The sequence below is a fragment of the Allofustis seminis DSM 15817 genome (assembly GCF_000374325.1).
Classification (GTDB): Bacteria; Bacillota; Bacilli; order Lactobacillales; family Carnobacteriaceae_A; genus Allofustis; species Allofustis seminis.
Genome location: NZ_KB894079.1, coordinates 332524 through 353146 on the forward strand (window position 1 = coordinate 332524; position 20623 = coordinate 353146).

Genomic DNA, 20623 nt, shown 5'->3' on the forward strand with positions numbered 1-20623 from the left:
AACGTCCATCACAACGCGCCCTATATTCCGCATTGTAATTCCTTTCCTACTAATCAGACAACTTCTGATTTGTCTTTTGTGTTAAATTATCAGACACTTTCTGACTAACACATCCAAATAATGCTAAATGTTCAGGGGAAATGTTACGTGTACAAAGCATCTCCCAATCTTTTAAAGTTTCTTTAAGTGTGGGTACTAATTTTTCGCCAATTTCAGTCAAATAGCATTCATTATGTCCGAATTTATCGCCACTTTTTGCACGACGTAGTATTTTTTTGTCTTCTAATTTTTTCAAAAATTTTGAAAGATTTCCCTTATCCATGGATAAGTAATGATTCAGCTGACTTTGAAATATACCAGGAACATCATGAACGACTAGGATGGTAATCAACTGCTGCATATCGAGCTGTTGATCTTTCAGCATATCGTCCAACAAATTTTTCCCGAATCTGTACAATATATTAATGTGGCAAATAAAATTCATTTCTACAACTCCTTATACACTTTACTTGCAATCTGTTGATGATTTTGGTTTATATTTCAATCTTATGCATTATTTTAAATTCAAAAATGAATAAAATATAAAGTAACCGTCTTTAAATCATCATGCTTTAAATATTATTTTTTGCTTCACTATTTCTTTTAAATAGGGATATACTTATATTATATACTATTTTTTATTTTTAGGTAGGTTTAAATTGTTTTATGTGAATTCAAAAACCCTCTAAAGTTTTACTCAACTTTAGAGGGTTTTCATTTATGATATTTTTTTGAGTAATTAAGGATGTGGTATCAGCGGAACTTTATAAATATAAACTATTTTTTCAGTTGTATTGCGTGCAAAATCAGTAGATGAAAATTTCAATTTATTCAAACCATCTTGTAATTTTACATCGACTTGTTTTTGAATGGTAACACCTGGTTTTTTCAATGCGATTTGTGTCTTATCAATCGATTCAACGAGAGAATCGTCATGATAGAGTTCAACTTTCAGTGAATTATCACTTGATTTTAAAATAACACTCGCATAGTCTGAATCTAAGGCACGATCTTGCACCTCAAATTGCAACTCAGGTGAAATATTATCAAAGAATGTACTTCTTACAACAGCTGCTTTATATCCTTTTTCAGTTTCGACTTCTACACGAATATCCAAATTGAAAGTTTTAGCTTCGACAAGTGCTGTGAAACGATAGGCATCGCCATGGTACGTATTCATTTCATTGATGGTATAGGAGAAATCTTTAATTGGTTCAATAAATTTATCTTGAACGATGATTTCATCACCTAATGGATTTCCATCTTCATCAATTGGTGCCACTTTGATTTGTTTAATCTTATCGTCTTCTTTCACATGACCAATATATCCTTCAACGGCCACGAATTGCTCATCAATATCTTCAGGAATATCGAATTCTTTCGCCAAAGATAATAAATCTGGTCGATGAATCATAATAATTGGATAATCTTCTTTAGTATTATTAACTTCTTGATAATCGCTTTCTTTTGTTAATAATTCACCCAAATGATCCAGCATCGGTATTGTTCCCAGACCTGGTTTTTCAAGTTCGTCAATTTCATCTTGTGGAATATCAAGCGGTTGATCGCTGAATTCAAGAATTAATTCTGCATCAGCATCCAAATCAATACGCATGGCCAGTGCAAAGTTTGGCGTGAATTTATAACCAATTTTTGAATTGTATTCAATGTCGAAACTTTCTTTTTTCGGTAAGCGAATATAACGATCATTGGTTTTTAAATAAACATTTTTTAGTTCTTTATCTTTAATTGCTGCTTGTTCTTTATTGATAAAGAACATTAAATATTTTGAACCTTGCGTAATAGTAATATTTTCAGGATCTTCAACTGTTTTATTTTCCAAGCGAACTTTTCTAAATAGTCCTGCTAATTCTTTTGATAGATGAAGTTGATGGCTTTCTTCTGCATCAAATTTCGGCATTTTGCCTGGCTTAAAGGTTGTGATGATTTCATAATTTTTCACTAATGGATCAATAATGAAACTGAACACTTTATTTTCTTCATCATATTTCACATGATATTTTTCAATATTATTACCATCATATGAATCATTGTAAATCAGATGAATAATGTCTTTACCATTTTTCAAGTATAAAGAATCTAGGTGTTTTGTATCATCTGGCATTTTAATTTCAACTTTTGCTTTATTGCCTAAAATGCCTACAATGGCTTTTGTTATTTCTTCATCATTTACTTTAACAGTTGCATTATTTTTTTGAATTTGGTTTTTATAATTGATGAAATTCAACGTATTAAATTCTACCTTTGCTCCCGTATCAGCAGCTTGATAGCGACTAAAACTCAAATAATCCAAGACCGTTACTTCCAGACTTTCAGATGTTGCTAAAAATGGCATCTCTACCTTTAACTCTTTATTTCTGAAACCATTACGGTAGACAAATATTTCTCCACTTTCCACTGGATTGTCTGGGACATCCTTGACGTCCAGCACTAATTTTCCATCTTCAATTTGTGGTGCATCTGCGGGTAGCCCAGCTTTTGAATCTAGAAGTGTAATTTTAATATGTTTCAAATATTTTTTCAGACGAATTTTTTGACTTCCTGTTACATTTTCTGTTGCGCTCTCTTTTTCTTCTGGTGCTTGTGCATTTGTAGAAATTTCATGGCTTGCAGAATGATCAATGATATCATCGATAGGATTTTCTATAAATTCATCCTTATTTTTATCTTTTTCTTTGTCATCTTCATCTTTTTTAGAAACAGGGGGTTCTAGCTGTTTATCTGAAATAATATCAACATATTTTATGGATTGAAGATAAATATGTTGAATGCCTGTCCCTTTATCAATCGCTGAAAATGTTATTTTCTTATAATCTTTTCCTTTTGCTGCATCATCTTCATCTTTAAGATCAGTGATTTTTACAGGGTCAATGAATTCTGGTGCACTGCTATCCACTTTTACAGGATATTGATATATTTGCTCACCCGATCCACCAACACCATTATTATTCAATTTCACTTTCATTTGATAAATATAATCTTTATCTTCCTGCGCTTTTTGATAATGGATTTTTCCGTCCCAAATCGATTGACGGAGTGTCATATAAGGTTTTTTATATGCTAAGCGATTTAATTTGCGAACATTATAAGATTTTCCAATCGTGCGCAATTCTTCTTTTGTGTCTCCATCCAAGATAGAATATTCAATACTTTCCATATTTCGAAGTAGGGCAAATTTTGCAGCAATTTCATTCTCATATGTTGCATCAGGAGAGAAATAGATTGTGTTATTAATAATTGGTAATGGAATCATATAACGTGTCACAAATGCTGATGAACGCTGATCCAATTGATTTTCACAATTGATACTCGTATAAAATTGTGGCGTTCTTTTTTCTTGACCAATCTCTGGCAAGACAAAGGCATCTAGCGCTTTTTGACTGGTCCAGTCACCATAAAAAGCTAAGAATGGCAAAGATACATCTTCTTTTGAATGGTCATCTTGATCTTCCAACGTAATAAAGCCTTCCAAATAATCATTTCGCTCTGGTTTAGCTGCATTGGAGAAATCAAGCGTATATTCTTTTTCAAAAGTTTCATTTGGTGCAATGGTGATAGGTGTTAACAATTCAACGTTTGGAGTAAAGCGTGCTGCTTTCGGCTCACCAGTACGATTACCATCGCCATTAATTTCTTCATATATACCATACGGTTTGATAATATAAGTTTTTGTCTGTTTACCAAAATTTTGTAATTTTAATTTGAAGGTGAAAACTTTTTCGTTGATTTGTTTGAGTTCTAACTTTCCATCTTCAATCGTATCGTTACCACCTGTAATAGTCGCTATAACATCCATATTCAGTGCTTTTTCTAAATCAAGTGCACCTGCACCTTGTCTTCTGACAAAATCATATGTGCCATCTTTTTCAATAGGATTGGCAGCATTCATCAAAATATTCTTAATAAAATCGGCCACATTCTCAAAACCATAGGACTGATAATTGATTGAATTCTCATTTAAATATTGCTTAATAACAGCGGAAGCTCCTGCCACTTGTGGAGAAGCCATTGAAGTTCCACTCATGTTTTGATATTGATTATTTTCAGCAAGTGAATAGACATTTCCACCAGCTGATGTAATTTCTGGCTTAATACGTAAATCCGGTGTTGGGCCCCATGAAGAGAATATGTTGACTTGTCCTTGTTTTGCATTGGCAACTTTTTCAGTTTCTAAATTCACTTTAAATGAAGCATCTAATCGTTTTCTGCTCAATTTTTTCAACGCTTGGAACGTTGAACGTTTCATACGAATTACAGGATATTCACTCACTTTACCACTAGGAGACAAACGCCCTTTAATGTCATCGCCATATGCTTGATTATTATAAATGACAATTGATTTAGGATGTGCCGCTGCAATATATTCTAACTCTTTTTTAAATGTTGCAGAATAAAAGTCATCTTCAGATTCAATAAATACATTGGCATCTGCCATTTTTGCTGGATCTTTTCCTTCATTTTCTAGCGTTTCATTTTTATTATAAAAATAAACAGGTCCATCAATTTGTTTAAGATTTTTATCTTTTATATGTCTTGGCAAATAAATAGACACTTCTCTAGAAAGTTTTTCAGCATCCGTTGCATTCAAACGTGGAACACCAAAGTCAACAGTATAAATATGTCTAGCTTCACTTTCCATTGCAGCTACAGCAAAGGAAGCTTCATTCAACGCAGGGTTGGCAATAACCCCTGTATCATAATTACCTTGATAGGCATATTTAAGGTTGGCATACCCTTCCATGATATTTCCTTCATTTCCAGCAGCAACTGCAATTACAATTCCCGCTTTGCGAGCTTTTTCAAATATTTCTTTTTCAGGATGATATTGTTCCCCATAGGAAAAACCAGCTGGCGCTCCCAAACTCATATTAACCACATCAGCACCCAGACGGATCGCATCGTCTAACGCTTTTAACCAGACATCTGTAAAGGTCGTTGGATATTTTACATCATCTGAAAAAACTTTCATGGACAAAATTTGTGCTTTTGAGGCGACACCTGTTACGATCTCATTGTTAGATCCGACAATTCCTGACACATGCATCCCATGCATCATGCCATAGCGGTCAAATAGATGGGGACTATGATCAAAATAATTATAGCCATATGGGACCTTCTCATTTAACCAATTCCCTTTTAATTGGTATTGTTTAGACAATTCAGTAATTTTTTCCTTATCTAATTTTTTAGGAGTTCCCTCATCCAATTTCAGCGCTTCATGTGTATAGTCAATCCCAGAGTCAATAACTGCAACAACTGTTCCTTCACCTTTGTATTGATTATTTCCTGTTGCAATAGCAAGTGCTTCCGTATTTAAAGCAGCGGGTTCTTCAAAAACAGGGCGCTCAAATTCTTGAGATAAATAAACATTTTTAACATCTTGCAATTTTTCTATTTTTTCAATATCTTTTTGTTTTACATTGAAAGAAATAGCATTGACCGATGTATCATATGATGTCACATCACGTAAATCGGCAGAAATATCCTGAGATGCTTTAATTGTTTCTAACATCTCCGCTTGTTCTTTTGAAACAGCGGCCTTAGTTTCATTTATTTCTTCTTTTTCCAATTCATCATAAAGTTTTCCAGACGATACTGCCTTATCAAGTACCGAATCTTCCGACAATTCCACAATGACACGCTGACTTTTTTCAGATGCTTCCAAAAAATCTGGTGCCATTTTTTCTTTTGCTTCAGGAATTGTGACATCTTTTTCAGAGATATTTTTTTCAACTTGTTCATTTGAATGAATGGCATCAGCCACTGCAAATGTTAATGTACTCATACCTGTTGCAGACAGTATCAAAGAAGATGCCAACACTGTTGCAAGCAATCGTTTTTTATTCATAAAGCCTCCTTATTGATGAACCACAACAAATAATTTCACAATGCCATAATCATGGCCATTAATGACTACTTTATTCTTAGTTGTCACAATTAGACCATAGTTGCCTTGCTTTCCTTTTTTCATTTCTTCAAAGTCTTGGCCACTATACTCTATTTCAACCGCTTCTTCCGTCGATTCTCCATTTCGTTTCAGTCCAATAAGTGCCTTGCTTGGCAAATCAGAGGCATTCTTAACATTTAAATGCCCAAGACGATTAGTGGAAGAATGAAATAATACAAAATCTGATGACACACCCTCGAGTTCTTTTTCTTTTAATTTTTGTTTTTCAGCTTCTGTCAGATCAGGTTTTTTGTCAGGTTTATTTGTATCGTGGTGAGGATCTTTATCTGGCATATTGGAATGTTCAGATATTTTTCCTGGTGTTTTTGTATTATGTTCCGTATTTTTCTTTTTCGACTTTGTTTTTTTATCTTTTTCATCTGAAGTCTTTTGTTTTTCTATTTCGATCATTGTTTTTGAATGGGATAGATTGAGCGAATGGCTATTTCCATCTTGATCAGAATCTTCTGTTACAGTTGCTCTTTCTCCAGAAGAGCTATTTTGCATTCCAGAAATAGTCTCCTTATCATCCATTTCTTGTGATGACCTACCATCTTCACGTGAGCCTTTATTGTCACTATTTTCGACCACAGATTGATGTGATTCATCACTTGCTGGATGCTTTTTATATGAATAGAGTGAAATGCTTATCACCAGTAATAAAAGCAATGCAAGTACCAACCAGCTTTTTTTATTTTTAAGCCATTCCATAATTTTCCTCATTTCTAAACTTATTTATAATCGAACGACATTTACTAATGGAAACATAATTTATTATATATTTTCAAAATAGAAAAATCTATAGTTTTTGCAAGTTTAATATAATATTTCGCTTACGCTAAACTTTTTAATGTTACTAAATTGCATAGTGTTTACTATAATATTCATTCAGTTGTCAGCTACTCATTCAAAATTAACAGATTTTAATCATTATGGCAGAATAATCACTTATTGAGCAGAAGTCTTTAGGATTATTTTTGAAAGTTTTAATATTTTTTAAGAAATCTTCGATAAAATAGAAAAATCTATCATATGTAGACTTTTAATACCTTAATAGGAGGGAATCATATGAATTCAAATAAATCATCGCTTGTTGAAATATGGGGCGATATGGTCGAAATTAATGATCTAATAAAAGCAATTGTTCTTACAGTTACCACTACTATGGGTGGTTATTTTTTAGCGCCTGACAATCAGACATCGCTTCAATTATTTTTTGGACTAGGTGGAGCTTTGGTGGGATTTTTGCTGGCGACCGTTTGGATTAAACCCAAAAGAATTCTTACACAACAGCAAGATTCTTCAAACTCCATTCATTATCAGGAGGAGAATAAATGACGACAACCTTAATAATTCAGATGATTTTAGCTGCCGTTGTAGCCGTTGTTATTTATACGATTATCGGCTTTATACCTGGAACAGATGAGACTGCTGTTTTGATGCCTATTTCGCTCGCACTTATTATGACTGGCGCTCATCCTATGATTGTGCTGACATTTTTTATGGCAGCCGTTGTGAATTTGAAATTAACGAACTTAATGCCCACTGCACTCGTAGGACTACCTGGTGGGGTCTTGTCCAGTCCGATGATTCCTCACGCTATCCATCTAAAAAATAAAGGACTTTCGGCACTTACCGTTAAAAAAATGGCCGTCGGTTCACTATTAGGAATTTGTATTGCTTTTCCAGCTTCAATGATTTTAGCTAATTTATTAATTCCTTTTGCTTCTGTCATTCAGCCCTATGCACCACTTCTTTTTGTCGGTGGTGCAATCTTTTTAGCACTTATAGGGAAAAATAAAATATTAGCACTTCTTAGTATCTTGCCCCTCGCTCTTTTATTTATGGGATTACGCCATTTATATTGGGGAACAGGTGTCGTAGCAGAAGGCGTGAATATTACAACATCATTTTTCTTAGGGATTACAAGTGGACCGCTCATTGTATCACTCCTATCCTTGCTCAATCCAATCATTAAAGCAAAAAAACTCACGCACCAAAGAAATGAAATTAAAATTTCAACAGATCCCTCCCTTGCGAGAACAATGAGCCCTTTTAAAATTATCACTAAAAAAGAAGGTCTTGCTGCTGCTATTCCAGCCTTTCTTGTCAATTTTTTATTTGTGCTTAGTCCAGTGGGATTAATTATTCTTTTTGGTGATTTAGTAGCCAGCCGCATTAAAGAACGCGATGAACAAGCGTTGACTACTATCACTGTTATGAGTGCTCTTGCTCAAGCCACTTATTTATCAGGACTTATTATTCCAATTCTAGCATTAGGGATCCCACTCTCCCCCGCTTCAATTGGACCAGGTAGTGCTTTATTTAATGCACCACCTATTTTTTCGGTAGATCATAATATCTATCATGTACTTTCAACGAATCAAAAAATGATTGCCATTTTTATCGGTGTTGCAGTTGCGGCATTCATCAGTTATTTTATTATTAATCGCTTTGCGGAAAGTATTTCAAAATTTGTCCTAAAAAAAATTCCACATGAAGCAGTATTAGGATTATTTGTGGCATTTGTTGTACTTTTAGCTTATATGGATGCTGGATGGATTAACATCTTTGGCGTATTATTAATTGGAATCATCTGTGGCTCATTGAATGAAATGGGTGTAAATTATGGTATACAATTTATGACATTATATGCTGCCCCATGGATTGTTCAGCAGCTTAGTCTTATTAGTCAATAATTGTCATTACTTACAATGAAAAAAAGCTGTGAGAGCATTGCTCTCACAGCTTTTTTAATTTGTTTATTTAATCATTTGTAACATCACATGCTCAAATGCTTTTAATTTTTCGTCCGCTTTTGCTCTCGTTTCTCCCACAGCACTCATATACAATTTAATTTTTGGCTCAGTACCACTTGGACGAAGCGCAATGAAACTCTCATCTGCAAATAAGTAACGTAAAACATTTGAAGAAGTGTAATTAAGCGGTGTAACAACACCATCTTCGACACTTTGTAAAGTGAGGAAATCTTCACGTCTTTTTACTGGATATCCTGCAATTTCATCAAGATCAGTTTTGCGGACACGATCCATGATCGCTGCCATTTTTTCTTTTCCTTCAAGTCCTGGATATTGTACAGAAATAGTATTTTCGCTGAAATATCCATGTGTTTTATAAATTAACTCAAGTGCTTCCATTAAATTACGTCCTTGCAAGAAATGGTAACTTGCGACTTCTGTCATTAATGTCAATGCTTGGAAGCCATCTTTATCACGTACAAATGGTTTGATTAGGTAACCAATCGCTTCTTCATAGCCTAAAATCATTTCATGTGAATGTGTCGCTTCAAATTCTTTAATTTGATTACCGACAAATTTAAATCCTGTTAACACTTCAAAAACATCAACACCATGTGGCTTGACAATTTTATCTGGTAGATGACTGGATACGATTGAACGAATTAATGCTGGGTTATTAGGAAGTGGACAATGATTGACAAGATAGTCTAACATCAAACTTGCGGTCTGATTTCCAGATAATAGATGATATTTTCCTTTACCCATGCGTACGCAGACACCCAAGCGGTCAGAGTCCGGATCAGTCGCGAATAAGACGTCCGCATTTACTTCTTCAGCTAATTTCTTACTCAAGTCAAATGCTGGTTCTGTTTCTGGGTTTGGCGATTCAACCGTTGAAAAATCTGGATCTTCCACGCATTGTTCGGTTACATATGCGACTTTTGGAGATTCTAGCTGCTCGAATACTCGCTTCACAAGGCGTGTACCTGTACCATGCATTCCTGAATAGACAAATTGAATTTTGTCACTTGCTTCTTTCAAGACATCGCGGTTGACAGTTACTTTCTCAACTTCTTTTAAGTATGCTTGAATTGTTTCTTCGCCTAAAAGTTTCAGCACACCTTGTTCAATTAATGTTTCTTTATCAGCAACTTCTACATCAAATGGACTATCAATTTTGTCAATATATGAAGCTAATCGATCAGCAGCATCTGGTGGGAATTGACCGCCATCTTCGCCATATACTTTATATCCATTGTAAGCTGGTGGATTATGGCTAGCGGTAATCATGATACCAGCCACCGCATTCCAGTGACGAACCGAAAAAGCTAACACTGGTGTCGGTGTTAAATGTTCAAATACATAACTGCGGATGCCACATTTTCCTAATACTTTTGCAGCTTCAAAGGCAAAATCTTGCGAAAAATGACGGTTATCATATGAAATAACCACCCCGCGCTCTTTTTCTTCTTCTCCTTGAGCAGAAATCCATTCTGCAAGTCCACGGGTCGTCTGTCTCACAATATATTTATTCATACGATTCGTGCCCAGACCGATAATGCCACGCAGACCTGCTGTTCCAAATGAAAGTTCGGTCTCAAAAGCATCTTTTTTCTCAGAGTCACTGAGCGCTTCAAGCGCTTGCTTGATTTCTCCCTTCGCTTTTGAGTGCCATTTTTCATAATTTGTTTGCCATAAAGTCATTGTTAAGCCTCCTTACAATTTTTTGACTTATGTCTTATGCATCTTTCAATGCAGTCCTATTATCTTTATTATACAAGAAATGAAAACGAATTCTATGGATTTTTTATTTTTTGTGAAATTTTTTTCAATTATTTTTAAAAATGTGATGTTGTGCGTTACATGCACACATATATATTTCACGTATTGACCGAATGTACCACTAATGATTCATTATATAAAGTTAGCAAACGACTTCTAACACCTTTTATAAAATGAGTTACTTTCTTATATATCTCTTCGTCATAAATTTTTTAGAGTTATAAATGAATAAAAAGAGTCCTCTTACTACTTTAATAGTAAAAGAACTCTTTTTTAAGATTAAGATATTGCATCAATTTGGCGATTGAGCCAATGGATGACATCTTGAAATACTTCTGGTGCCGACTGTTCAAGCAAAATTTCATGACGTAACTTTGGATAAAGGATTAAATCAACTGCAAATTGGTGACGTTTGAGCTGATTATAGACTTGGCGAACACCTTTTCCATACTGACCTACTGGATCTTCAGCTCCTGCTATCAACAGAAATGGAATACCACTTGGCAACTGTGCCATACATTGCTTGGACTGTGCACATTTAAGAAGCGAAAAAAGTGTATAAAAACCATTATTAGTAAAGATAAAACCACACAATGGATCAGCAACATATTGTGAAACATTATCTTCATTTAGAGATAGCCAATCAAATGAAGTGCATTTTTTTGTTTTTTTATTGTAAGAAGCAAATGCCAAATCATTTAACAAATGACTTGGATGGTATGGCCCTTTCAATTGACACATGATTTTTGCCAATAAAATTGCAAAAGGAAGCGCATGATTTTTGCCTGATGTTCCACAAAAAATCGCGCCTTGATAGGTTGTTCTAAATTGTGCTACATAAATTCGTGCAATAAATGACCCCATCGAATGTCCAAAAATAAATAGTGGCACATGAGGCAACTGTTGATGAATGATCTCATTCAATTGCCGCACATCTTGAAGCAATGTTGTAACACCTTCTGGTCCAAAATAACCAAGTGGCACCGAATCGCTAACACTTTGTCCATGTCCAGGCAAATCCATAATATATGCTGCATACCCAGCTTCAGTTAATTTCTTCATAAATGGGAAATAGCGTTCCTTATGTTCAGCCATCCCATGTATAATTTGGACAACACCTTTTATTTGATGACTATCTTTTGGAATAAAGGACGTTGCCGAAATATTCGTTAATTTTGAATAAGATTGAAATGTGAATATTTTTTGCTTCATCGATTGCTCCTTATCATGATATCTTAACAAGGCAATAGATTTAAGTTTGCCGATTAAAGTAATGGAATATTATTTTTTTTGCAAATATTTCTTGTGCTCTCATCCCATAATGAAGCTTGAACTTCACCAATATGCGCTGTCCCAATAAGTAGCATGCACAGGCGCGACTGACCAATTCCTCCACCAATTGTCAAAGGAAGCTGTCCTGCCAATAATTTTTGATGATAGGGATGATGACGACGCTCTAGTCGACCTGCATCTTCTAGTTGCTCCAACAGCCGTTCTCCAGTTACACGAATCCCCATCGAAGAAATCTCGAATTCTTGTTCTAAAATATCATTCCAAAAAATAATATCACCATTTAATTGCCAATCATCATAATCTGGCGCGCGATGCCCATGCCGCTGACCTGACATTAGTGGTGCACCAATTTTCCCGACAAAGATGGTCTTGTGGATACGCGCAAATTCTCGCTCTCTTTCTTCTGGTGTCAAATGAGGATATAAATCTTCCAATGCTTGTGCTGTCGTAAAAGTAACTTTTCGGCGTAAAGTAGTATTACACTGCGGAAAGCGTGCTTTAAGTAGATGATTGACATTACAAATACTGTCCACAATTGACTGCACTACATCTTTTAAATAAGTTTCTGTACGATCTTTTACTTGGATAATTTTCTCCCAATCCCATTGATCGACATAAATAGAATGAATATTGTCCAGTACCTCATCGCGCCGAATCGCATTCATATCTGTAAATAATCCCTCATATGTTCTAAAATGATATTCCGCTAGCGCTACACGCTTCCATTTCGCTAGCGACTGCACCACCTGCGCATCTTCATTTAAAGCAGGCACATCAAAAGAAACAGGGCGCTCTACTCCAGATAAATTATCATTCAAACCAGATATAGCTGTCACAAAAAGTGGCGCTGAGACACGCTGCAACCCTAATGTTGTCGCTAATTCTTGCTGAAAACTAATCTTTATAAAATCGATCGCTCTTTGAATATCATACTGATTCAAGACAGGCTTATAATCTTTTGGAATTACAATCTCGCTCATGCCCATAACCTTCTCTCAACTTCTTCAATATTTTTAAAATCATCGCAATAGAAATTATTAAATGTCATCTCCTACTATAAGCCTTGTTCCCCCCAACTTGTCAACTATTATCTTATAAATGGTACCATTAAAAATAGCAAAAATACATTTCTACCCTTAAAGTAGAAATTGACTGCGCATTATATGAAAAAACTTAACCTTGCATAACATGTACACTTCTGTATCCACATATCTTAAAATATTTCACAATAAAAAATACATCCCACAAAAATAACGCGAGATGTATTATAATGACCAGTGATCTGATTATTCTTGATTGAATAGCCACTCGCCATTTGTTTCGATGACTTTTTTATGGAAAATCAAGTTAGAATCATGTTTTTAAAGAGTAATTTGATTGGTTTTAATTATATCTTTGAACCAATAAAAACTTTTCTTAGGAATTCGTTTAAAATTATCATTTTCATCTACTCTAATAAGGCCATATCTTTTTACATAGCCATTTACCCAACTCCATACGTCAAAAGCAGACCATACAAAATATCCTTGAACATCATAACCATCATCTCTAGCTTTTAAAACATAGTCCACAAACTGTTGAAGAACCTCAATTCTATCATCATCTTCAACATAGCCAGTTTCATCGGGGGTATCATAAACTGCATGACCATTTTCTGTAATTACTATTGGGAACCCAGGATATTTCTCTGAAACATCTTTGATACCTTTATAAATGGCTTCTGGATAGACTTCTCGACCCCAAAAATTTCTACTAACGTGTTCTGGTTCTGTGATATCAAACCAGTCTTTTAGTTTTATTGACTCTTTTTCATTAGACTTTTTGCCCGTATTATTATGTGTCACAATTGTTTCTCCAGTGCTATCCGTAACATAAAATCGCTGATATGAATTTATTCCCAAGAAGTCAACAATACCTTCTTTTAATAGATTTTCATCTTGGTAATTTATAAATGAGGTATCATATCCAGATTCCTTAAGAAATTTTTCTAGATTCGTTGGTATTTTCCCTTTCGCACACATATCTAAAACCAAGCTATTAAAGAATAATTCTGCATGGTTATATACGTATTCTTTATCTCTTGTTTCTGGTGAAACTTCAACAGTGCCATGATCATGAACAATTCCAATATAACCTTCATAATTATTTTCTTTAAAATATTTAACAACTTTTGCGCTAGCAATCAGTTGATTATATACCGTTTCCCAATAGGACTGCAGGTCTTTGTGCTTATGTGGTGGCCAATTACCCATTACATAGCCACAGTAACTATAAAATCTAGGCTCATTTAAAGTTGTCCATAGCTTTACTCTGTCTCCAAATTCTTCTAAACAAACTTTAGCATAATCAAAGTAATAATCAATAAGTCTTTTATCTTTCCAACCGCCAAATTCATCTTCAAATTTTTGAGGGATATCATAGTGATGGATGGTAACATTAGGTTCTAATCCATATTTCAAACAAGTATTAATTACATCATTATAAAAAGCAATTCCAGCTGCACTTCTTTTCCCTACACCCTCTGGAATAATTCTAGTCCATGATAGAGAGAATCTAAATGAGTTATGTCCACCTTCAGCTAGCAATTTTATATCCTCTTTATAATGATGATAAAAATCTGTAGCATCATTTCCAGAAACATTATTTATATTGAAAGGATTATTATCACTATTACTAAAATGATCCCAATTAGAATATCCTTTGTCATCCACGTTCCAACCACCTTCAGCCTGATAAGCGGCGATTGCTCCGCCCCACATGAATTTATCATTCAGTTTAACATTTGACATTTTTTATTCTCCTTCTATCTTTTTAAGGTATTCGGCATTTCGTTTTTCCATCTCTTTTTTATACCATTGGAACAATCCCAAATAAATCGCTAAGAATATTACAAAAATAAACAAATCTTTCGCAGCCCCACTATGTGCTAATCCAAGAAAATAAGCTAAAAATTTTTCAACTGGTCCTTCCATAGTAGCAAACGAAATTTGTTGACTTGTCATCAAGCCTTCTGGCAACGCTCCAATTGAAGCTGCGGTGTCAGTTACAAATGGAGCTATAAGCGTAGCTGCCCATAGAAAAAGAGGTATTTCTAAAATACCAATTACCAACATTCTGATTAGTTTTCCTCTTGTAACTACCAAAAGCGCAGGGGTTAAACCTACTGCTACAATACTTGCAGATGGTAATATTCTGTTCCCAGGTAATACCAATGATACCAACAATAATAATGGTGCTAATAAGTTAGCAACTACCCAAATTTCAGATCTTCCTGCAATAAATGGCCAATCAATACTGATATTTAATTTACGGCCACCGAGTCTCTTATTGGCAAAGTCATTAATACCTTGTGATAAAGGTTCAACGGCTTCAATAAACCACTGACCTATTATTGCAAATAATTCTAACATTGCCCCTGCCGTTAACGAAAGATTAATTATTTCCTTAATAGGAATACGACCTAAAACTCCAATGAAAACACCTAAATAAATTCCTATCATGAATCTGCTACCCCAGAATCCAATTTTTTGATTAAGTTCTGTAGCATTAAAATCATATTTATCCATCCAACCAAAAAAATTATCAAATATTTTATCGAATATCATGATAAACGGGTTCATCATATAGCTAATATGTGTTGTGGTCATTGGACTTTCCAGTGGTGCATCTAATAAATCATTAAACGTAAGATTCATTAAATCTGCATTTTTAAATTTTAGAAACCCAATAACTAAAACTAATGCTGTCGCTGTAAACATATTCGCTCCAACATACATCGCAAATAAACCAATGAAAGATAGATGCCACACATTAAAAATATCCGCATCGAAAGTATTTGTTTGTTTAGTTAAAATTAAAATGATATTTAGAATTATTAATGTTAATAAAAAATATAAAGTTAGAGGGTGACCCCAAGTAATTGTCCCAAGTGGAGCCCACCCAGTATCAATAACATTCAACTCAATACCAGTATTTTCAATAAAAGCATTTAATGGACCAGATAAGACTCCAGTTAACACACTCATTACTGCTCCAATACCAATTAAAGCTACTGCTAATTTTATTCCACCTTCGAACGCTTGGGAAAATTTAACTCCAACTAGTACCGCCGCTAATGTTAAAACAATAATCATTAATGGAGCAGCACCTATATTAATGAGTGGCTGAAGTATTTTATTTGCAAATTCAATAAACATATTAATCATTTTCATACACTCCTCATCATTTATAGTGCTTTAATAATAGATTCTATTTCATCATAAATTGGTTCTGCCATTGATGGAATTCTATAAAGAATCGGACCACAAACTACTATTGGTACATTAGTTTTAAAAGATAAGTCGATTTTGGAAATTGGGCAAAAAATATCATATTTTTCAATCATTTCTTTAGTTATATTACTTAAAACCGTGGTGTCAGCCTTTACTTCATAGCCACGAGTTTTCATTTCTTTAACGATCGCATTCTTAATTTGAGTACTTGAATTTATTCCTGTACCACATGCTGTTAAAATTTTTATCATCATTCCCACTCTCCTTTTATGTCTCTACTATTTATATAATTAAAAATATCTCTTTCATTAGTTAATTTAAAAAAAGAAGCTAGATTATCCACTGTTTGATTTTTTAAAAAATTCATTATACTAGGTAACATTTCTACTTGACTTCCTGGATGTGAATTCAAGATCATGAATATAAATCCTACATCTTCTTTTTGATCAGGATTAATCATGTTATTAAACTCTATTTTAGTATTTAATGATACTGGAACTACAAGATCAACATTACAAAACTTATAATCTGTATGAGGAATTGCTATTGAAGGTAATTTTTTAGACATATGACTTAAATTTAATCCCGTTGGCGACCGATTTTCTCTTTCAATAATTTCTATTAAAAACTTTTCAGTAACAAGATTTTTACTAAAAAGATGATCATAAATTTCTTTAAATAAATCTTCTTTACGCTTCGCATTCGAAATATAAATTTCATCTTTGCTTATATATTCTTTCATATTCACATGCCTCCTTTAGTTTGTTTTTGTTTGATTGTTCGTTTTAAACATTTTAGTTTTTGCTTTTTATTGCTATAATTAAAGCGAGGTGAAACTTATGAAAAATGCGAGACAGGATGTTATTTTAGAAACTCTTGATAAAAAAAATTCGGTAAAAGTGTCGGAGTTAGTCGATGAATTAGAAGTTACGGATATGACCATTCGCCGCGATTTGCAAGAATTGGAAGATGAGAACCTTCTTATTCGTGTGCATGGTGGAGCACGCAAGGTATCCAATGGAAATCAAGGGTTTCTAGAGCTCAGCCACAATACCAAACGCGATATCAATCCCAAAGAGAAAAAAGAAATTGCAAAATTGATCGCCGAAAATATTAAAGATCATGATATTGTCTATCTAGGTTCTGACACTACAATTGAGCTAGTGTATGACTACCTTGATATAAATCATGCCAAAATCATTACGAATTCTATTTATGTTTTTAATAAGTTTAAGGATGATGAGCGTTTCGATCTTATTCTAATTGGTGGAAGTTTTCGTACAAAAACAGGATCTTTTGCAGGATCCATTACTAATGATATCCTCTCTTCTATGCATGTAGAGAAAGCTTTCATCGGGGTAAATGCTATTAATGAAAATAATATTTTTAACGCAAATGAAGATGAAGGGGTCGTTCAGCGAACAGCATTTGAAAATGCGAAAATTCGTTACATTATTGCAGACACTTCAAAATTCAATAAGTTAGATTTTTATCAATTTTATACCCTTGATAAAATTGACTATCTTGTGACGAACAAAGATATTTCACCTAGTTTATTAAAGCAATATGAACCTTATGTCAAGATTATTTACTAAATAAGAAAGATTTAAAGGAGGAATACTATGTCGACCGTATATATTTCAGCTGATGAGGCCGGAATGGTTTTAAAGCAGGAGCTCTTTTCTTATTTAAAAGATTTGGGACATGATGTCACTGATTTAGCAGAGCAGCCAGCAGAAGATTTTGTGGCATCTACTGAACAATTAGTGCAGTCATTAAATGAAGATTTAAAGGCTCTGGGAATTCTTATTGATGCATATGGTGCTGGAAGTTTTATGGCAGGTACAAAACATCATGGAATCGTTGTTGCCGAGCTCTCCGATGAGCGGACGGGATATATGACACGTGAACATAATAATGCGCGCGTGATTGCTATCGGAAGCGAGATCGTTGGACGTGAATTAGCAAAACAAATTGCACGTGAATTTTTAGAAGCGGATTATGATGGCGGTCGCCACCAAGTTCGTGTCGATATGCTAAATGCTTTGTGTTAAGGAGGGATAAATATGAAAATTGCAATTGGCTGTGACCATATCGTAACGGATACCAAGATTGCGGTGGCGGATTTTTTGCGTGAGCAAGGCCATGAAGTTACTGATGTTGGGACCTATGGATTTGTTCGCACACACTACCCTATCTTTGGAAAGAAAGTTGGCGAATTAGTCGCAAGTGGCGCTGTTGATTTTGGGGTCGTTATTTGTGGAACGGGAGTTGGTATTACTAATGCCGCAAGTAAAGTTCCTGGTGTGCGCGCAGCACTTGTCCGCGATATGACAACGGCGCTTTATGCGCGGCGTGAATTAGATGCCAATGTTATTGGATTTGGTGGCAAGATTACTGGCGAATTCCTCATTAAAGATATCGTAGATGCATTCATCCATGAGGACTATATTGAAACGCCTCAAAATAAAATATTAATCGAAAAAATTAATGCACTGGATGGAAAAACACGTACAAAAGAAGAAAGTGAACATCTCTTTGATGAATATTTAAAAAAATGGGATGCAGGCTATTATAAGGACGAGGAGTAATATCATGTTAAAAATGACACAACAAAAAAAGGCAGCTATGGACCATTTGTCCGCCTCTGACGGCTTTATTAAAGCTTTAGCTATTGATCAGCGTGGAGCGATGGTGCGTATGTTCGATGCATTAGGTGCAGAAGCAACACAAGAAAAAATAGAACATTTAAAGAAACTCGTTTCTGAAGAATTAACACCCTATGCTTCTTCTATCTTATTAGATACGATTTATGGCTTGCCTGGCGCAAAAGCACGTGCAGAAAATGCAGGACTTTTATTAGCATACGAACAAACAGGTTATGATAAAAATGTTCCAGGGCGTCTACCGCGACTGATTTCCAATCTTTCTGTAAAACGTCTAGTAAAAGAAAGTGCTGATGGCATTAAATTGCTCTTATACTATGATGTTGATGAAGATGAAGTCATTAATGATCAGAAAAAGGCTTTTGTCGAACGTGTTGGAAGTGAATGTGCTGCTGAAGATGCACCTTTTTATTTAGAAATTCTGACTTATGATGCGCAGATGGACAATACAAATGATGCAGCATTTGCAAAAGTAAAACCGCATAAAGTCAACCAAGCCATTCGCGAATTCTCAAAAGATTGCTACGGCGTCGATGTATTAAAAGTCGAGACACCTGTGAATATGAACTTCGTTGAAGGGTTCGCAAAAGATGAAGTGGTCTACTCGCAAACAGAAGCCGCTGCCGCATTCAAAGCACAAAGTGAGGCCACACATCTGCCATTTATCTTCTTAAGTGCAGGAGTTTCTGCTGAGTTGTTCAATAAAACATTAATCTTCGCAAAAGAATCTGGCTCTACATTTAATGGTGTACTTTGCGGACGTGCTACATGGAAAGGTGTCGTCAAAGTATTTATCGAAGAAGGCGAAGAAGCTGCCAGACATTGGCTACGTACAATTGGAAAAGAAAATATTCAATCACTAAATCAAGTCGTTGAAGAGAATGCAACATCTTGGTACGATTTAGTCGAAATTCAATAAAGCAATAAGTCTTTCTAAAGACTACCTTATATTTTAAATAAAAAATAGAGCGACCTAAAATAGTTCGCTCTATTTTTTTATATAGTTTTCTGAATTAATTGGTACCCATTCCTGGAGTTTCAGGTAATGTTGCAGCACCGTCAATTACAAATTGTGCACCAGTAATATAGCTGGACTCTTCAGATCCTAAGAATGCAAAGAGTTCTCCAACTTCTTCAGGAGTTGCAAGGCGTCCCATTGGAACATTTCCTGCAATACCTGCAATAACAGATTCTGGATCTTCTGGTGCAGATTCAAGGGCCATTTTTTCTACCATTGGTGTACGAGCATAACCAAGTTGAGAGCAGTTCACGCGAATGTTACGTTGTGCATACTCTACTGCAAGACATTTTGTTAGTCCTACTAATGCTGCTTTAGACATTGCATAGCCTGCTTCACCAGGGTCTGCTACAAGATCTCCTGTCACAGATGAAGCAATTACAATTGCTCCGCCTCCTTGTTTTAACATGTAAGGAATAACTGCTTGACATCCATTCCAAGTTCCTTTGATATTGACATCAATGTGTAAGTCGCGCATTTCATCAGACATTTCTTCAAATGGTGCAAGACGGCATATTCCTGCATTAAGGCAGGCAATATTAATTTCGCCAAATTTTTCGGCAGTTTTTTGAGCGGCTTCAATCATTTCATCTTTATCTGCCACATTACCAACATAGGTAATGACTTCCACACCATATGCATCTTCTAATTCATCTGCCACGTCCTCTACATCTTCTGATAGGTCCACAAGCATCATTTTTGCGCCATATTTCGCATAGACTTCTGCAATTCCTTTACCCAAACCTGCTGCTGCACCCGTAATAAATGCAACTTTATCTTTTAAATTCGCCATTTTTCGGCCTCCTTTTTATATTCTTCATTTTCAT

17 protein-coding genes are annotated in these 20623 nt (G+C 34.9%); 6 read left to right on the forward strand and 11 right to left on the reverse strand.

The annotated features are described in order from the left end of the window. Positions 1 to 49: 49 nt before the first annotated feature. From C231_RS0101560 to C231_RS0101570, 3 genes are all read right to left on the reverse strand, one after another. Positions 50 to 484 (reverse strand): MarR family winged helix-turn-helix transcriptional regulator, encoded by a 435-nt coding sequence (locus tag C231_RS0101560; RefSeq protein ID WP_018658905.1) that lies wholly within the window; start codon positions 482 to 484, stop codon positions 50 to 52. 294 nt (positions 485 to 778) lie between these two features. Further along, positions 779 to 5908, reverse strand: a complete 5130-nt coding sequence (locus tag C231_RS08150) for a S8 family serine peptidase (RefSeq protein ID WP_018658906.1) — start codon at positions 5906 to 5908, stop codon at positions 779 to 781. 9 nt (positions 5909 to 5917) lie between these two features. Next, complete coding sequence (locus C231_RS0101570) at positions 5918 to 6718, reverse strand: hypothetical protein (protein WP_018658907.1); 801 nt, start codon at positions 6716 to 6718, stop codon at positions 5918 to 5920. 357 nt (positions 6719 to 7075) lie between these two features. Here C231_RS0101570 and C231_RS0101575 point away from each other — a divergent pair, with 357 nt between their 5' ends. Both C231_RS0101575 and C231_RS0101580 read left to right on the forward strand, forming a co-directional pair. Then, entirely contained in the window at positions 7076 to 7345 is a 270-nt protein-coding gene (locus C231_RS0101575) for a hypothetical protein (protein ID WP_018658908.1), read from the forward strand. Next, entirely contained in the window at positions 7342 to 8706 is a 1365-nt protein-coding gene (locus tag C231_RS0101580) for a tripartite tricarboxylate transporter permease (protein WP_018658909.1), read from the forward strand. The genes C231_RS0101575 and C231_RS0101580 overlap by 4 nt, the downstream gene beginning before the upstream one ends. A gap of 63 nt (positions 8707 to 8769) precedes the next feature. Here C231_RS0101580 and C231_RS0101585 read toward each other — a convergent pair whose 3' ends face one another. From C231_RS0101585 to C231_RS0101615, 7 genes are all read right to left on the reverse strand, one after another. Next, complete coding sequence (locus tag C231_RS0101585) at positions 8770 to 10470, reverse strand: phospho-sugar mutase (protein ID WP_018658910.1); 1701 nt, start codon at positions 10468 to 10470, stop codon at positions 8770 to 8772. 357 nt (positions 10471 to 10827) lie between these two features. Then, the gene (locus C231_RS0101590; RefSeq protein ID WP_018658911.1) at positions 10828 to 11760 is read right to left on the reverse strand and encodes an alpha/beta fold hydrolase; all 933 of its coding nucleotides are present in this window, start codon (positions 11758 to 11760) and stop codon (positions 10828 to 10830) included. Positions 11761 to 11813: 53 nt separating this feature from the next. Further along, entirely contained in the window at positions 11814 to 12821 is a 1008-nt protein-coding gene (asnA, locus tag C231_RS0101595) for an aspartate--ammonia ligase (RefSeq protein ID WP_018658912.1), read from the reverse strand. A 381-nt stretch (positions 12822 to 13202) separates the two neighbouring features. Next, a complete protein-coding gene (locus tag C231_RS0101600; protein ID WP_018658913.1) occupies positions 13203 to 14630 on the reverse strand; it encodes a glycoside hydrolase family 1 protein in 1428 nt (475 codons plus the stop codon). 3 nt (positions 14631 to 14633) lie between these two features. Further along, positions 14634 to 16043 carry a PTS transporter subunit IIC gene (locus C231_RS0101605; RefSeq protein WP_026314291.1) on the reverse strand — a complete coding sequence of 470 codons (1410 nt, stop codon included), beginning with the start codon at positions 16041 to 16043 and terminating at the stop codon, positions 14634 to 14636. A gap of 23 nt (positions 16044 to 16066) precedes the next feature. Beyond that, complete coding sequence (locus C231_RS0101610; protein WP_018658915.1) at positions 16067 to 16366, reverse strand: hypothetical protein; 300 nt, start codon at positions 16364 to 16366, stop codon at positions 16067 to 16069. Next, positions 16363 to 16854, reverse strand: coding sequence for a PTS sugar transporter subunit IIA (locus C231_RS0101615; RefSeq protein WP_018658916.1), 492 nt, complete (start codon positions 16852 to 16854; stop codon positions 16363 to 16365). The genes C231_RS0101610 and C231_RS0101615 overlap by 4 nt, the downstream gene beginning before the upstream one ends. Before the next feature lie 97 nt (positions 16855 to 16951). Between C231_RS0101615 and C231_RS0101620 the strand changes: the two genes are divergently transcribed. Genes C231_RS0101620 through lacD form a run of 4 tightly spaced genes read left to right on the forward strand, consistent with a single transcriptional unit; the run spans position 16952 to position 19697 of the window. Then, positions 16952 to 17707 carry a DeoR/GlpR family DNA-binding transcription regulator gene (locus C231_RS0101620; RefSeq protein ID WP_018658917.1) on the forward strand — a complete coding sequence of 252 codons (756 nt, stop codon included), beginning with the start codon at positions 16952 to 16954 and terminating at the stop codon, positions 17705 to 17707. 27 nt (positions 17708 to 17734) lie between these two features. Next, a complete protein-coding gene (lacA, locus tag C231_RS0101625) occupies positions 17735 to 18166 on the forward strand; it encodes a galactose-6-phosphate isomerase subunit LacA (RefSeq protein ID WP_018658918.1) in 432 nt (143 codons plus the stop codon). Positions 18167 to 18178: 12 nt separating this feature from the next. After that, positions 18179 to 18703: a galactose-6-phosphate isomerase subunit LacB gene (gene lacB, locus C231_RS0101630; protein ID WP_018658919.1), complete on the forward strand. Its 525-nt coding sequence runs from the start codon at positions 18179 to 18181 to the stop codon at positions 18701 to 18703. A 4-nt stretch (positions 18704 to 18707) separates the two neighbouring features. Continuing rightward, positions 18708 to 19697 carry a tagatose-bisphosphate aldolase gene (gene lacD, locus C231_RS0101635; RefSeq protein WP_018658920.1) on the forward strand — a complete coding sequence of 330 codons (990 nt, stop codon included), beginning with the start codon at positions 18708 to 18710 and terminating at the stop codon, positions 19695 to 19697. 94 nt (positions 19698 to 19791) lie between these two features. On the opposite strand, the gene ucpA is transcribed toward lacD, so the two are convergent. After that, positions 19792 to 20589, reverse strand: coding sequence for an SDR family oxidoreductase UcpA (gene ucpA / locus C231_RS0101640; protein WP_018658921.1), 798 nt, complete (start codon positions 20587 to 20589; stop codon positions 19792 to 19794). Between the last annotated feature and the right edge of the window lie 34 nt (positions 20590 to 20623).

Coding starts and splice junctions, on each gene's coding strand:
- C231_RS0101570 (WP_018658907.1), bottom strand. CDS start 6,718: ATGGAATGGCTTAAAAATAAAAAAAGCTGGTTGGTACTTGCATTGCTT.
- C231_RS0101610 (WP_018658915.1), bottom strand. CDS start 16,366: ATGATGATAAAAATTTTAACAGCATGTGGTACAGGAATAAATTCAAGT.
- lacA (WP_018658918.1), top strand. CDS start 17,735: ATGTCGACCGTATATATTTCAGCTGATGAGGCCGGAATGGTTTTAAAG.
- C231_RS0101615 (WP_018658916.1), bottom strand. CDS start 16,854: ATGAAAGAATATATAAGCAAAGATGAAATTTATATTTCGAATGCGAAG.
- C231_RS08150 (WP_018658906.1), bottom strand. CDS start 5,908: ATGAATAAAAAACGATTGCTTGCAACAGTGTTGGCATCTTCTTTGATA.
- C231_RS0101620 (WP_018658917.1), top strand. CDS start 16,952: ATGAAAAATGCGAGACAGGATGTTATTTTAGAAACTCTTGATAAAAAA.
- lacB (WP_018658919.1), top strand. CDS start 18,179: ATGAAAATTGCAATTGGCTGTGACCATATCGTAACGGATACCAAGATT.
- C231_RS0101590 (WP_018658911.1), bottom strand. CDS start 11,760: ATGAAGCAAAAAATATTCACATTTCAATCTTATTCAAAATTAACGAAT.
- C231_RS0101600 (WP_018658913.1), bottom strand. CDS start 14,630: ATGTCAAATGTTAAACTGAATGATAAATTCATGTGGGGCGGAGCAATC.
- lacD (WP_018658920.1), top strand. CDS start 18,708: ATGTTAAAAATGACACAACAAAAAAAGGCAGCTATGGACCATTTGTCC.
- asnA (WP_018658912.1), bottom strand. CDS start 12,821: ATGAGCGAGATTGTAATTCCAAAAGATTATAAGCCTGTCTTGAATCAG.
- ucpA (WP_018658921.1), bottom strand. CDS start 20,589: ATGGCGAATTTAAAAGATAAAGTTGCATTTATTACGGGTGCAGCAGCA.
- C231_RS0101560 (WP_018658905.1), bottom strand. CDS start 484: ATGAATTTTATTTGCCACATTAATATATTGTACAGATTCGGGAAAAAT.
- C231_RS0101580 (WP_018658909.1), top strand. CDS start 7,342: ATGACGACAACCTTAATAATTCAGATGATTTTAGCTGCCGTTGTAGCC.
- C231_RS0101575 (WP_018658908.1), top strand. CDS start 7,076: ATGAATTCAAATAAATCATCGCTTGTTGAAATATGGGGCGATATGGTC.
- C231_RS0101585 (WP_018658910.1), bottom strand. CDS start 10,470: ATGACTTTATGGCAAACAAATTATGAAAAATGGCACTCAAAAGCGAAG.